Raw genomic sequence first — 13407 nt, 5'->3', positions numbered from 1 at the left:
CCGTGTGGTCTACTGTCCCCGGGTCAGGATCACGGCTTTTCCGGTGACCTGCCGGGCTTTCAGGGCCAGGATCGCCTCTGCGGCCTGATCAAGGCTGAAGGTGTGAGAGACCCGGGGCTTCAGGTTTCCGGCTTCGTACCAGTCTTTCAATTGGGCAAAACTGGCGGCGATCCGCTGCGGTGCCAGCGTGCGGTAAGCCCCCCAGTAGACTCCCATCACTGTCAGGTTCTTGACCAGCAGGTGGTTGGCAGGAATCTGGGGCACGGTTCCCCCGGCGAAGCCGATGGTCAGAATCCGCCCATCAGGGGCGGTGCAGCGGAGGGAGGCATCAAAGATCTCTCCGCCTACGGGGTCGTAGACCACATCGGCCCCACGTCCGCCGGTCAACTCCTTGACCCGGCTGCGGATGTCCTCGCTTTTGTAGTCGATCCCGTAGTCCGCCCCGTGGGCCAGCGCGACGGCCACTTTCTCCGGCCCTCCGGCGGTGGCGATCACGGTGGCTCCGGCGGCTTTGCCACATTCTACGGCGGTCAGACCAACACCGCCCGCCGCCCCGTGCACCAGCAGGATCTCGCCGGGACGCAGGCGGGCACGGTCCATCAGGGAAAAATGGCTGGTGCCATAGGCGATCGGGAAAGAGGCTGCCGTGGCGTAGTCCATTCCGGCGGGAATGGCGTGGACGTCCACGGCCCGGGCAATCGCTTCATCGGCATAGCCGCCGTGGTCGAGAGCGGCAAAAACTCGGTCTCCGACCTGCCAGCCGGTGACATCGGGGGCTGTTTCGAGGATATCCCCCGCCACCTCAAACCCGGGGCTGAACGGAAAGACGGGCTTTTCCTGATATTTTCCGGCGATGATCAGACCGTCGGCGAAATTGCATCCGGCGGCATGCACGGCGATCCGCACACATCCGGGCGGAAGGTCCGGCGAAGGAACGGTTTCGACCGTCAGGGCCTCAGGGCCACACCAGTCACGGATCAGTACAGCGCGCATGGAATCCTCCCGGATCGACAGCCTTGAGGCGGTCTCTTTGGTTGCAATGCAACATTATGGAAGGAGCATACGGAACGTCGGGGAAATCCGTCAACCGTTGACGATTAAGGGCTATCCTGCGGGATCGACAGGCCAAGATCGGCCAGCAGGCTTTCCGGATCGGCAAACACCCGGACCCCATGACGGCGCAGCAGCGCGGTGGTGACGCCATGGCCGGGGTGGCGGGTGCCGGTAAACCGGCCGTCGTAGATCACGGCAGAACCGCAGGACGGGCTGCGGTCCTGTAGCAGGGCATGGGTAATGCCATGCTGGCGGATCAGATCCAGCGTCAGGCGGGCCCCGGTGACATAAAGAGAGGTGACATCGCTGCCATCGGCCTCAACCACGCGGGCGGTGCCGTCAAGAACGCCGTCTCCGCCCCCGGATCCAAGGATCTCGCCGGAGGGGCGGGGTGTCTGTGCCCCGGCAGCGACCTCGGGGCAGAACGGGATCAGGCATCCTTCAGCGTCCAGCCAGTCCAGCAGAGGGGAGGCAGACCGGGTATGTCCCCCGTCGTACCGCACCGGCTGCCCGAACCGGCAGGCGCTGATCAGGATGCGGGGCAGGCGTTTCTGCGGATCTGCCCCCATCGGTCTTACTCCAGACCGGTCCGGCCCATGGCCAGGAACTTGTCACGGCGGCGGGCGCGCAGAACGCCTGGATCCTGCGTGACCAGTGCCGACAGATGCCGTTCAATGGCGCTGCCGACCGTATGAATGGCCGCATCCCGGGCGCGGTGAGCGCCGCCCAGCGGCTCGGGGATCACTTCGTCGATCACCTTCAGCCGCAGCAGGTCCTGCGCCGTCAGCCGCAGCGCTTCCGCCGCCGCCTGAGCCTGATCGCCGGAGCGCCAGAGGATCCCGGCACAGCCTTCCGGAGAGATCACGGAATAAATGCTGTGTTCCAGCATCATCACCACGTTGCCGGTTGCCAGCGCAATCGCGCCGCCGGAACCGCCTTCCCCGATCACCACCGAAATCAGCGGTACGCGGATGCCAAGGCAGGTTTCGATGGATTTGGCGATGGCTTCGGCCTGACCGCGCTCTTCGGCATCAATCCCCGGGTAGGCCCCGGCGGTATCCACCAGCGTGATCACCGGCAGACCGAAATGGTCCGCCATTTCCATCAGGCGGCGGGCCTTGCGGTAGCCTTCCGGACGGGCCATGCCGAAGTTGTGCTTCATGCGGGTTTCGGTGTCGTGGCCCTTTTCCTGCCCGATCACCATCACCGACCGGCCGCGGAACCGGGCCAGACCGCCAAGAATGGCGGAATCATCGGCGAAGCTGCGATCCCCGGCCAGCGGCTGGAAATCCTCGAACAGTCCCGCCAGATAGTGCGAGCAGTGCGGACGGTCGGGGTGGCGTGCCACCTGCGTCTTCTGCCACGGCGTCAGCTTGGCATAAGTTTCGCGCAGGCGCTTTTCGACCTTTGCCTGCAACCGCGCCACTTCTTCAGCGATGTTGAGGCCATCCCCGTCACCCATATGCCGGAGATCTTCGATTTTACCTTCGATCTCGGCGATGGGCTTTTCGAAATCCAGAAAGTTCATGAACCCGTGCTTGGCTGGTTTCGGAAAGCGGTAGCTCTAACACAGCCCGGCAGGGGGTGCGACGGGAAAATGTCCGCAGGGTAAGATTATTCCGCAGGGGTGCCCTGCGACGGTCGCCGGTGTGAGAGGCGGGCCTTTGCCGGTGCGGCTGCTGTCAGCGGACGATTTTCCGGACCATGGCCAGTTCAATGCTCTGCTGGCGGAGGCGGTTGGAGAGCCGGTTCAGGATCGCCCGGTACACCGGGTCGAGCCCTTGCATGCGTTCCTGAAAATTATCTTTTGACACCCGTAACAGATAGGTGTCCTCCACGGCCCTGACGCTGGCGGAGCGGGGCATATCATCGATCAGTGCCATTTCCCCGACAATATCGCCGGGGCCGAGCAGGGCCAGAACGGTCTCGTCGTCACGGACCCGCTTGGTGACTTCCAGCCGGCCTTTCTGAATCATATAGGCCGCGTCCGCACTATCGCCTTCATTGAACAGCCGCTGTCCCCGCCGCAGGATGAAGCGGACTCCGGGGGAGGGACCCAGCGTGCCCGTCGGCGCGACACTTTCGGAAGACGTTTCCGGGACAATGGGCGTGGTGACGGTCATGGCGGCCTCATGCAGCTGTCAGCTTTGATCCGTGGGGCAAGGTCCTAAGCAGAGAGTACACAGAAGGGCGGAGGGGGGGAAGGTGAACGGTGGTGCATTGCCGTCATCCTTTGGTTGATCCAGAGGGGGGTAATCGGATCTGCCGCCCCAGTTTTTCAACAGTCACTGATTCACATCGTTCTGACCAGTGGAGGGATTGAAAATCAGCGTGTCGTTGGCCCGGCGGACAAGTCTGGTCATCTTGCGCAGGATCATCCGGGTCATCGGGTCCAGCTGCTGCAACTGTGAGCAAAAATCCCGGGCGGGGATAGCCCGCAGGATGGTTTCGACCGTGGTGATGGCGGTGGCGGAACGGGGTTCTCCGTCGATCAGGGCCATTTCGCCGATCAGCTCTCCCGGACCGGCGACGGCCAGCAGGGTCTGTGATCCCCTGATTTTACGGGTCAGTTCAACCCGTCCGCTTTCAATCAGAAAGGCCCCGGTGCCGGGCTGTCCTTCCCGGAACAGGCAGATGCCTTCCCGGACCCGGTACTGGCGGGGGCCGATGCGTTCAAAGGTTGAGGGGGTGTCTGAATAAGGTCTCACGATGTCGTGCCCGCGTTCTGTCAGTCCTTGGCGGGGCTGCCCGTCCCCGGTGTATGACGCGGGTGGTACCACGGCACAGTCTGCCGGGCGCGGGGCGGTCAGGGGCTTGCGGCTGGCAAGACATAATTGTTACGCCCAAGTCGAAAAGTCATAGCTCTTATGGCGTATTTGTTTTCAGGGTTCCCGCCTTAGGTGTATGAATGGGGAAAGTGATCTCCTTTCGGGACGCAGCGCCTGCGGGGGGCTGAAAAAGCCGGTCTGATACCGAGTCGCACCCCCGGAAGCCCCTCCTCGCCCCTCTTCGCACCCCTTCACCCCGTGCGACGGCCCGCCGGTGATCCGGCGGCGGACCGGATATGAAAAAAGTGCTCCCGGGTGGGGGAGCACCTTTTCGGCAGCCGAAATCCGGAAGGGATTATCCCTTGGCGCTGGCAATCTGTTCGGCGGTTTTCACCAGAACCTCAGCCTGCTTGATCGAGGCGATGTCGATCAGCTTGCCATCGAGCGTCACCGCGCCCAGACCGTTTTTCTTGGCGTCTTCCATCGCCACCAGAATGGCGCGGGCGGTGGCGAGGGCCTTTTCCGACGGGCTGAACACTTCGTTGGCGATATCCACCTGACTGGGGTGGATCGCCCACTTGCCTTCGCAGCCGAGGATGGCGGCGCGCAGTGCCTGCGCCCGGTAGCCATCGGCGTCCTTGATATCGCCGAAGGGGCCGTCGATGGCGCGCAGGCCGTTGGCGCGGGCTGCCACCACCATGCGGGCGATGGCATAATGCCACATATCGCCCCAGTGGCGTTCCCGCACGCCGTTGGCATCGGCATCGGTCAGCACCACGTAATCCGGGTTCGGGCCCCCGATGTTGGTGGTGCGGGCCTTGGTGGAGGCGGCATAGTCGGCGACACCGAAGTGCAGGGACTCATTGCGCTTCGAGGCGGCGGCGATTTCGTGGACGTTCTGCATCCCCAGCGCGGTTTCGATGATCATCTCGAAGCCGACCCGCTTTTTGTAGCCTTTGGCGGCTTCAATCTGGGTGCACAGCATGTCGATGGCATAGATATCGGCGGCGGTCCCGGCCTTCGGGATCATGATCAGGTCGATCCTGTCCCCGGCCTGCTCCATGATGTCGACGACATCGCGGTAGCAATAGTGGGTGTCCAGACCGTTGATGCGGATGCTGACGGTCTTGCCCGACCAGTCAAGGTCATGCAGGGCCTGAATAATGTTTTTGCGGGCCTGTTCCTTCTGGTCCGGTGCCACGGCATCTTCCAGATCGAGGAACACTATGTCGGCATTGCCCTGCGCCGCCTTCTCCAGAAAGCGGGTGTTGGAGCCGGGAACGGCCTGTTCCGACCGGTTCAGGCGGGCCGGGGCGGGCTCGACAACGGTAAAGCTCATGAACGATCTCCCTCAGGTGTTTGGGCCGCGCCGGAGGCGGCGGCCGGTTGTCCGGTGCGTCAGGGAACAGGTGTGGCCGGGGAACGCCGTGGTCTTGGCCGGACCGTCAGCAGGCCAGTGTCCTGTCCGGTTCAGGAAAAGCTTGAGTAACAAAAGTTCAGGGATGAACCTTTGTCCGAAATTTTGTTGAAGTCAACCAAGACCATGGTGCGCTGCACGCAAACCGGTGGCAAGGCGGTCAAAATCCGGTTCAGCATCGGCGGTGATCAGGCCGTGGCGGATCCCGAAGTCAATCAGCACCAGCGCAACATTGAATTTGAAGGCGTCGCTGTCCCGCACGGTGTCCAGCACCTGCTCCACCGGCATCAGGGTGAAGCCGGTCACCTCGCCGTCGGTGTTGACCGGGGTGAACCCGGCAGGCATGTCGAGATCGAAGACATAGAGGGTGTCATTCTTCACCCCCCAGCGGTCGGCCATGGAATAGGTGATGACGCTGGTGCTGCGGGCGGTGCGGGTCAGGGCGGCAGGCAATCCGGCCTCTTCCTCGCCTTCCTTTACCAGATTGTCGGCAAGGGTCAGGTGGGCGGGCTGCCCGCCCGCGACCAGATTGTCCAGCTTGCCGGGGGCCACGGCCTTGTCGAGGGCGCGGGTGCCGATCCACAGGGCCAGACCGCAGGAGCCGGGGGCGGCGTCCGGCAGGCGGACAACACCGTTGAGGTGGACGCCAAAGGCCCGGATGCCGAACACCGAGGTGACGCCCCGGTCCATCCGCATCAGGTCCGGGCTGCTCCAGCGGGCCCGTACCGGGAACAGTTCGCCCCGCAGGCGGGGGCCTTCCCCGTTGGCATGCAGGCTGCGCATGACGGCGGAGACTGCCTCGGTCCGCTCCTCCGGGTCTGTCAGTCGGGGGGACAGGCTGACGGACCGGGCGGTGATGTCAAAGACATCCGGGGCGGTCCTCAGCCGGGCGGCCATGTCTTCCCGGACCCAGCCGATCTGCTGACCGCCGATCAGAAAGGGACGGAACCCTTCCGGCGTCCACGCGTTGCAGAAGCGGATATGATCGAGAAAAGCCATGGCAGAGGGGTTCCGGGACGGTCAATGAGAGCAGGGTGGGGCAAGGGTGGGCAGTGTGGCATGTCCGGCCGGATCGGAAAAGGGGAGCGGCAGGTTCCCCGGTGGCCCGGCCTGTGCCGCGCGGTCGAGGAAAAGGTGACAAACCTGCTGTAAATGCGCAGAATACCGGGCAGTGTTCAGGGCTGGTCCCTCAGCAGTTTTTCACGAGTCTGTGGTCATGTTCCGCTGGCCGCCCCGGATCGGGGATGGTATCCGGGGGGCCTGTCCGATCCCCGCCGCTTCCGGGAGCCGTTTGATGATTGGCGTGATGATCCTGTTCACCCTGGCCGGTGCCGTCAGCTCGATCTGGCTGGGCACGGTCGCCCTGTATATCAGCAGCACCATGGGGTGGGAGGGGTTGCTGACCCTGCCCCCGACCGAGCTTGCGCTGTATCTGGCGGCGACCTTCGGCCCCCTTGGGGCCCTGTGGCTGGTCATCGGTTTTTTCTATATCGCCTCGCAGGGGCAGCGGCAGGAGCAGGTGTTGCAGACGCTGGCCTCGCAGGCGCGCCGCAATGCGGAGCAGACCGAGGCTCAGGTCCGGACCCTGATCGAGATGCAGGCCGAAAGCCGCCGCCGCAGCATGCTGGGCGGGATGGACCTGGTGATCAAGGACATGAACGGTCAGGCCGCCCTGCTGGCAGAACGGCTGGGGATGGTTTCGGAACCGGAGGCCGATGGCCTGTGGGCGCGGACGGTGTCGGGGGATCTGTGGGCGTTTTCCCATGCCTTCCTGATCCGGGCGGCCGCCTATCCTGATTTCGCCGATATGCTGGCGGAGCGTCTGGCCGGAGACATGGTCTGTTCCGGGGCGTTGCAGACCTTCCTGCGCCGGTATGACCAGCTGTCGGAAGGCTTCCGCGAGAACGAGGCGGACCGGCTGATGCGGCAGGTGCTGGAAGACGGTCCGCTGGCCCGCCTGCAGGTGCTGTTCGCCGATGTCAATTCCCGGGCGGTCCGCCTGCGGATGGACTGGGCAGCCGCAACCGGCGTGTGGACGGAGCCGGAACCGGTGGTGAAGGCCGATCAGGCAGAGGTCTATCCGGTGCCGGAATTCCATCCGCCTGCCGGGACCGTCGCCCGGACCCCGGGCCGGGAGAGCGGGGATGCCCCGCAGCCGGAGCCGGTTCCGCTGTCAGCTGAAAGTGCCCAGCTGTCCGCCGGGGTTGCCGCCATTGCCGCCGCCGCTGCCGGACTGGCCGTGGACCGGGCGGGGACCGATCTGCCGGATGTGCCGGATGGGTTTGGCGATGAGAATCAGGGGGCTGCCCATGCCGCGCCGGATCAGCGCGGGCCGGAGGATACGGCCCGGGATCTGCTGCGTCAGTTCCGCCAGAAGGATGACGGGGGGACCCCGTCAGGGGATGCCGCACCGGCTGGGATCACCGAGCCTGATCTGCCCCCGGCGGAAGAGGCGGCGGCACCGTTGCAGACCTCCATGTCACGGCTTAATGATGCGCTGCGCCGTCTGAGCAGTGATCCGGCCGGAGAGGGGGCTTCTGCCGCCCGCCCGGCAGCACAGGGCGATCTGCTGAGCACCCTGCCGGATCCGTCGGCAGAGGCTGCGCGTGGAGATGAACCGGCGTCTAAATCCTGATGCGGTCGCGAAATCCGGATCAGTATGTGCCTCCGTCGTCGTCGTCGGGCGACTGGCGGACCATCAGCCGCATGTTTCCCTATCTGTGGCCGCAGGACTCTGCGGCCCTGCGGCTGCGGGTGGTGATTTCAGTGCTGATGCTGGTGGCGGGGAAGCTCGTCACCGTTTCGGTGCCGTGGTTTTACAAACAGGCGGTGGATGCCCTGTCCCTGCGGCCGGAAGCCGGGGTGGCGCTGGCGGTTCCGTTCGGCCTGCTGATTGCCTATGGGGCGGCCCGGCTGGGGCAGCAGGCGTTCACCGAGTTTCAGGATCTGGTGTTTTCCCGGGTGGTGGAACGGGCGGTGCGGACGCTGGGGCTGAAGACCTTCCGGCATCTGCACCGGCTGTCGCTGCGCTTTCATCTGGACCGTCAGACCGGCGGCCTGTCACGGGTGATTGAACGCGGGACCCGGGGCATGGAGCTGCTGCTGCGGCTGGTGCTGTTCCGGGCCGGAACCTCGGCGCTGGAGCTGCTGTTCGTCTGCTCGATTCTGTGGTCCCTGTTTGACTGGCGCTTTGCCGCCGTCACCGCCGGAACCATCGGCGGTTATGCCCTGTTCACCATGATGGTGACGGAATGGCGGCTGGGCTTCCGCCGGGTGATGAACCAGACCGATGCCGAGGCCAGCACCAAGGCCATCGACAGTCTGCTGAACTATGAAACCGTCAAATACTTTGGGAACGAGCGGCACGAGGCCGACCGCTACGATACCGCTTTGCAGGGGTATGAGCAGGCGGCCCTGCGCTCGAAGGCATCGCTGGTGTTCCTGAATCTTGGTCAGGGGGCGATCATCGCCGTCGGTCTGGTGCTGATCATGGCAATGGCGGCGGTTGAGGTGCAGGGCGGGGGCATGACCGTCGGCGACTTTGTGATGGTCAACGGCTATCTGATTCAGCTGGCGGCGCCGCTGGGATTCCTCGGGGTGGTGTACCGCGAGATCAAGCAGGCGGTGACCGATATGCAGGCGATGTTTGCCCTGCTGGATCAGGTGCCGGAAGTGGCCGACCGGGGGGATGCGCTGCCGCTGGCGGTCTCCGGCGGTGCGGTGCGGTTTGAGGGGGTCGGGTTCCATTATGCGCCGGAGCGGCCGATTCTGACCGATATCAGTTTCGAGATCCCGGCCGGAACCCGTACGGCGATTGTCGGGGCCTCAGGGGCCGGGAAGTCGACGCTGACCCGGCTGCTGTTCCGGTTCTATGATGTGACCGCAGGGCGGATCCTGATCGACGGTCAGGATATCCGGGGCGTGACGCAGGACAGCCTGCGGGCCGCAATCGGCGTGGTGCCGCAGGATACGGTGCTGTTTAACGACACCATTGCCTATAACATCGCCTATGGCCGTCCCGGATCCTCGCGGGACGATGTGGAGCAGGCCGCCCGTCTCGCCGCCTTGCATGATTTCGTCATGGCGCTGCCGCAGGGCTATGACACGGTGGTCGGAGAACGGGGCCTGAAACTGTCGGGTGGCGAGAAGCAGCGGGTGGCGATTGCCCGGACCCTGCTGAAGGCCCCGCCGCTGCTGATCCTCGACGAGGCGACCAGTGCGCTGGACACCCGGACGGAACAGGGGATTCAGGGGGCGCTGGCACAGGTGGCGCGCAACCGGACAACGCTGGTGATCGCGCACCGCCTCTCCACCGTGGTCGATGCCGACTCCATCCTTGTGCTGGATCAGGGGCGGATCGCTGAACGGGGAACCCATACTGACCTGCTGGCGGCCGGTGGCCTCTATGCGGCGATGTGGCAGCGGCAGCATACGGATACCCCGGACGGGGAGGACGGATCACAACACTCTTTGGTGGCGGGCGCTGCGGTTCCGTAATAAAAGCACCGCCAAAGTGGCTGATGTTAACGTCCTTTCAATTCCCTGTGATACACTCTTTCCCAGTTGCAGATCGACTTCTCCGGTCGTCATCATTCAGAACGGACGGTGATCACGCTGTCTGTTCGCCGGATAAATTGATCCTCAGGAGTTAGGTCAGTGGGATTGCTCAAAGACGCGTTCGGGCGGCTGTTTGGGGCGACCCCGGCGGCATCCGGGGCGAAAACGGCACCCGGAGAAAAGGCCCCTGCTGAAGGACGCGGGGGAAAAGAACGCGTTAAAACCGGAGCGGTGGCCAAAAAAGGTGCAAAAGCCGATCCGGGGAAAAAAAGAAAAACACCTGCTCCTGCGGACGGTTCTTCCGCGCGGGAGAAGGCCTTGGCGCAGGTCCGCGCCGCACAGGGGACGGTGGTGACGGAAGACCGGGCGGAGCTGATCCGACAGGCGATGAAAATCCGCAAGGCCAAGCAACAGATTCTGGCCGATCTGTCGGATGACCAGCGGGCCAGACTGGCGGCCCTGGCGATCCGTGGGCTGCTGAATGAAGGGCGTGATGAGCCGAAAAATTGAAGGTAAGACCGTCTGAGAAGCCTCAGTAAAAGAGGACATAAAATTTAAGAAGTATTTTTGGGCCATGTCCGGCCCTTTGGATGCAGGGACCGGACATGTTGGATACGGCAGGATAAATCCGTCAGCTTCTCTGTGCCGACACACCGGGCAGACCGGTGGTGATCTGGGGCAGCATGCTTCCGGGGGGGAGCAGGCCGGGGCTGATGAACGGGAAAAGGCTGGAGAGTCCAGCCGGGTGAATGGAAAAGATGGGCAAGACACCGCAGACTGAAGTCTATCTGCTGAGGCAGGAACTGTTCGGACTGTTCCAGCATATTCAGCGTATGCGTGCGGAGATCGCTTCGATCCGTCGTCCGGGGGCGGTGGGGGAAGAAGATCACTTCACGCAGATGAGCGACGAGCTGGATGCCATCGTGCATGCCACCGAGGAAGCGACCGACACCATCATGTCGTCGGTCGAGGAAATGGAAGGCATGCTGACGGATGTCCGGGGCATGGTCGCGGATAATCCCGAAGCGGTGGCCATGATTGACCGGGTGCCGCTGCTGACCGGGGCGATTTTTGAAGCCTGTTCCTTTCAGGATATCACCGGGCAGCGCATCAACAAGGTTGTGAAGTCCCTGCAATTTATTGAGCAGCGGGTGAACTCCCTCATCAATATGTGGGGACCGGAAATGCTGGCGGAAACCCAGCCGGTCGGCAGCGGCTCCAAAGATGAATATCAGAAGTATCTGAACGGTCCGCAGCTGGCCGGCCGGGGTGTCTCCCAGTCTGACGTGGATGCCATCCTCGGGACGATGGGCGGCGGGGCTGCCCCGGCATCGGGGAGTCAGGCGTCGATTGATGCCCTTTTTGATACTCCGGCTCCGGCCCCGGTGGCAGCGCCTGCACCCGCCCCGGCCCCTGCACCGAAACCGGCTCCTGCTCCTGTTGCCAAGGCGGCCCCGGCCCCGGCCCCGGCCCCGGCCCCGAAGCCAGCCCCGGCGAAACCCGCTCCGGCCGCAGCCAAGCCTGCGGCTCCTGCTGCCCCTGCGGCGGATGAGCCCCCGGCTTTGGGGCAGGATGATATCGATAAGCTGTTTGGCTGAGTCCGTGTAGAGCGACCGGTCTCTGGGCTGGCTCCGGGGTCTGCGGGCAGGTCAGTGCGGGTGTTGCCCAATCCGGTTTTTTGTGTTGCGTGGGGCGGAAGGTTCGGGACCTTCCGCCCTTTTCTTATCGGCCTCTGCTGACCGCTTTCAGTGCCCTGCAAAAAAGGCCGCCGTTGTTTCGGGCGGCTTTTTGGGGATCGGTCTGATCAGGATTCGGAGCGCTGGCCATGGCGGGGGCGCCCGGTCAGCGATTTGGTGGTGCTGGCCACGGCGGCTGCCGCAGGCAACGTGACGGTGAAGCAGGCCCCCAGAACAGTGCCATCCTCGTTCAGGCGGTTTCTGGCCCGGATGCTGCCGCCATGGTTTTCCACAATCTGCCGGGAAATCGACAGCCCGAGGCCGGAGTGGGCACCAAACTTCTCGGTGCTGGGGCGTTCGCTGTAAAACCGGTCAAAGATGGCTTCTTCCTTGCCGGGGGGCAGGCCGGGCCCGCAGTCTTCCACTGTCAGGATGACGGTGTCGTTGCTGCGCGCCGCGCTCAGGCGGATCGATCCCGGATCGGGGCTGAAGGAAATGGCATTGCCGATCAGGTTGCGCAGCACCTGCACCAGCCGGTCCGGCATCCCCCGGATAATCAGCGGCTGGCCATCCTGCGGCAGGGACAGCACCAGCGGCCCCGGCGGCGGAACGTCTGCCTCCGGATCAGGTTCGTCCTCGGGATCCGGGACGGCAGAGGCATAGATATCCGCAAGTGTTTCCAGCAGGGGCCGCAGGTCAACGTCGGCGGCTTCAGAGCGCGACAGTTCGGCATCCAGCCGCGAGGCGTCAGAAATATCCGAGATCAGCCGGTCAAGGCGGCCGACGTCGTCCTGCACGATGGTCAGCAGGCGCTGCTGCTTGTCCGGATCCTTCAGGCGGGTGACGGTCTCGACGGCACTGCGGATGGAGGTCAGCGGATTTTTGATTTCGTGGGCAACATCGGCGGCAAACCGTTCGATGGCGTCCATCCGCTGCCACAGGGCCTGCGTCATATCGCGCAGACTGGTGGACAGGTCGCCGATTTCGTCATTGCGGTATGACAGATCCGGAATGGTCGTCTGCTGTCCCCGCCGCTGCCGGACCCGCACGGCGGCCAGAGCCAGCAGGCTGACCGGGCGGGCAATGGCGCGGGCCAGATAGATCGAGAGCAGGGTGGTGACCGCCAGCGTGCCGATAAAAAGCCGCAGGATGGTCATGCGGACTTCGAACAGGCTTTCGGTCACGCTGTCATCGTTGCGGGACACCATGATGGCCCCGACCACCTGTTTGTAGAAGCTGACCGGAACGGCGGCGCTCAGCATCCGGGCGTCCCCGTTCAGGCGGCGCAGGGCGGTGGCGGGCATCCCGGCATCCAGCGCCAGCGCCACTTCTTCGTAATCCCCGGCCGCCTGATCCAGACGTTCGTGATACTGCGGCAGCGGGGCGTGGTTAAGCCGCCGGGCCGCCCAGACGTAGGCATCCCGCAGATCGTGCATCATCGACGGTGTGCTGGGCGGGGCCAGATCCTCCACCTGCACGGCACCGCCGGGGCCGGTCAGGCGGCGGCTGTCAGCGACCAGCAGGCCGTTGGTGTCAAACAGGCGCACCCGGATTCCGGCCAGTTCTGACAGGCGGCGGACCATGCTCTGGGCGGGTTCCGGTTTCAGGGTGTGGTGCGGAATCGGCAGGTTGGAGTTCTGGAGTTCCGCCAGATCGGCGGAGACCGCGCCTTCCCCGACCGCCGCGGCGATCAGCTCGCCCTGCACCCGCAGCGCCTCGGTTTCCGTCGACAGCAGCGCCTGCTCATATTCATCCAGATACAGCAGGCCGACCAGCAGCAGCAGCGGGGCGATCAGGTTGACCGCCAGAATCCGGCGGGTCAGCGGGGACAGCAGGGGGGTGCGCGCCGGTCTGTTCCGGCGGGAGGAGGGCGGCGTGTCCGGGTGATCCATGCCGGAACCATGTCTGGAGTCCATGACCGTCTGTCCTGATCCGG

General features: G+C 64.4%; 12 protein-coding genes. 4 read left to right on the top strand and 8 right to left on the bottom strand.

The window, feature by feature from the left end:
- Positions 1 to 9: 9 nt before the first annotated feature.
- The 7 genes from FHS48_RS02500 to FHS48_RS02470 form a co-directional block, all read right to left on the bottom strand.
- Complete coding sequence (locus FHS48_RS02500; RefSeq protein ID WP_184260971.1) at positions 10 to 993, bottom strand: NADPH:quinone oxidoreductase family protein; 984 nt, start codon at positions 991 to 993, stop codon at positions 10 to 12.
- 104 nt (positions 994 to 1097) lie between these two features.
- On the bottom strand, positions 1098 to 1622 hold the full coding sequence (locus FHS48_RS02495) for a 2-thiouracil desulfurase family protein (RefSeq protein WP_184260968.1): 525 nt from the start codon (positions 1620 to 1622) through the stop codon (positions 1098 to 1100).
- A gap of 5 nt (positions 1623 to 1627) precedes the next feature.
- On the bottom strand, positions 1628 to 2581 hold the full coding sequence (locus FHS48_RS02490) for an acetyl-CoA carboxylase carboxyltransferase subunit alpha (protein WP_184260965.1): 954 nt from the start codon (positions 2579 to 2581) through the stop codon (positions 1628 to 1630).
- 154 nt (positions 2582 to 2735) lie between these two features.
- Entirely contained in the window at positions 2736 to 3176 is a 441-nt protein-coding gene (locus FHS48_RS02485; RefSeq protein ID WP_184260962.1) for a cyclic nucleotide-binding domain-containing protein, read from the bottom strand.
- 162 nt (positions 3177 to 3338) lie between these two features.
- Positions 3339 to 3761: a cyclic nucleotide-binding domain-containing protein gene (locus FHS48_RS02480; protein WP_184260959.1), complete on the bottom strand. Its 423-nt coding sequence runs from the start codon at positions 3759 to 3761 to the stop codon at positions 3339 to 3341.
- Positions 3762 to 4176: 415 nt separating this feature from the next.
- On the bottom strand, positions 4177 to 5160 hold the full coding sequence (locus FHS48_RS02475) for an HpcH/HpaI aldolase/citrate lyase family protein (RefSeq protein WP_184260957.1): 984 nt from the start codon (positions 5158 to 5160) through the stop codon (positions 4177 to 4179).
- A gap of 192 nt (positions 5161 to 5352) precedes the next feature.
- A complete protein-coding gene (locus tag FHS48_RS02470) occupies positions 5353 to 6237 on the bottom strand; it encodes a DUF4743 domain-containing protein (protein ID WP_184260954.1) in 885 nt (294 codons plus the stop codon).
- Between the two features lie 307 nt (positions 6238 to 6544).
- Here FHS48_RS02470 and FHS48_RS02465 point away from each other — a divergent pair, with 307 nt between their 5' ends.
- From FHS48_RS02465 to FHS48_RS02450, 4 genes are all read left to right on the top strand, one after another.
- Entirely contained in the window at positions 6545 to 7873 is a 1329-nt protein-coding gene (locus tag FHS48_RS02465) for a hypothetical protein (protein WP_184260952.1), read from the top strand.
- Complete coding sequence (locus FHS48_RS02460) at positions 7873 to 9735, top strand: ABCB family ABC transporter ATP-binding protein/permease (RefSeq protein ID WP_184260950.1); 1863 nt, start codon at positions 7873 to 7875, stop codon at positions 9733 to 9735. Before FHS48_RS02465 ends, FHS48_RS02460 begins: the two co-directional genes overlap by 1 nt.
- A gap of 378 nt (positions 9736 to 10113) precedes the next feature.
- Complete coding sequence (locus tag FHS48_RS02455) at positions 10114 to 10305, top strand: hypothetical protein (RefSeq protein WP_184260948.1); 192 nt, start codon at positions 10114 to 10116, stop codon at positions 10303 to 10305.
- 248 nt (positions 10306 to 10553) lie between these two features.
- Entirely contained in the window at positions 10554 to 11393 is an 840-nt protein-coding gene (locus FHS48_RS02450) for a protein phosphatase CheZ (protein WP_184260946.1), read from the top strand.
- A 206-nt stretch (positions 11394 to 11599) separates the two neighbouring features.
- On the opposite strand, the gene FHS48_RS02445 is transcribed toward FHS48_RS02450, so the two are convergent.
- Positions 11600 to 13387, bottom strand: coding sequence for a sensor histidine kinase (locus FHS48_RS02445; RefSeq protein WP_260402289.1), 1788 nt, complete (start codon positions 13385 to 13387; stop codon positions 11600 to 11602).
- Positions 13388 to 13407: the final 20 nt, after the last annotated feature.

It is taken from the genome of Novispirillum itersonii (genome assembly GCF_014205675.1).
Taxonomy (GTDB): domain Bacteria; phylum Pseudomonadota; class Alphaproteobacteria; order Rhodospirillales; family Rhodospirillaceae; genus Novispirillum; species Novispirillum itersonii_A.
Note: the sequence above shows the minus strand (reverse complement) of the source record. Positions and strands in the feature narration are given on the sequence as shown.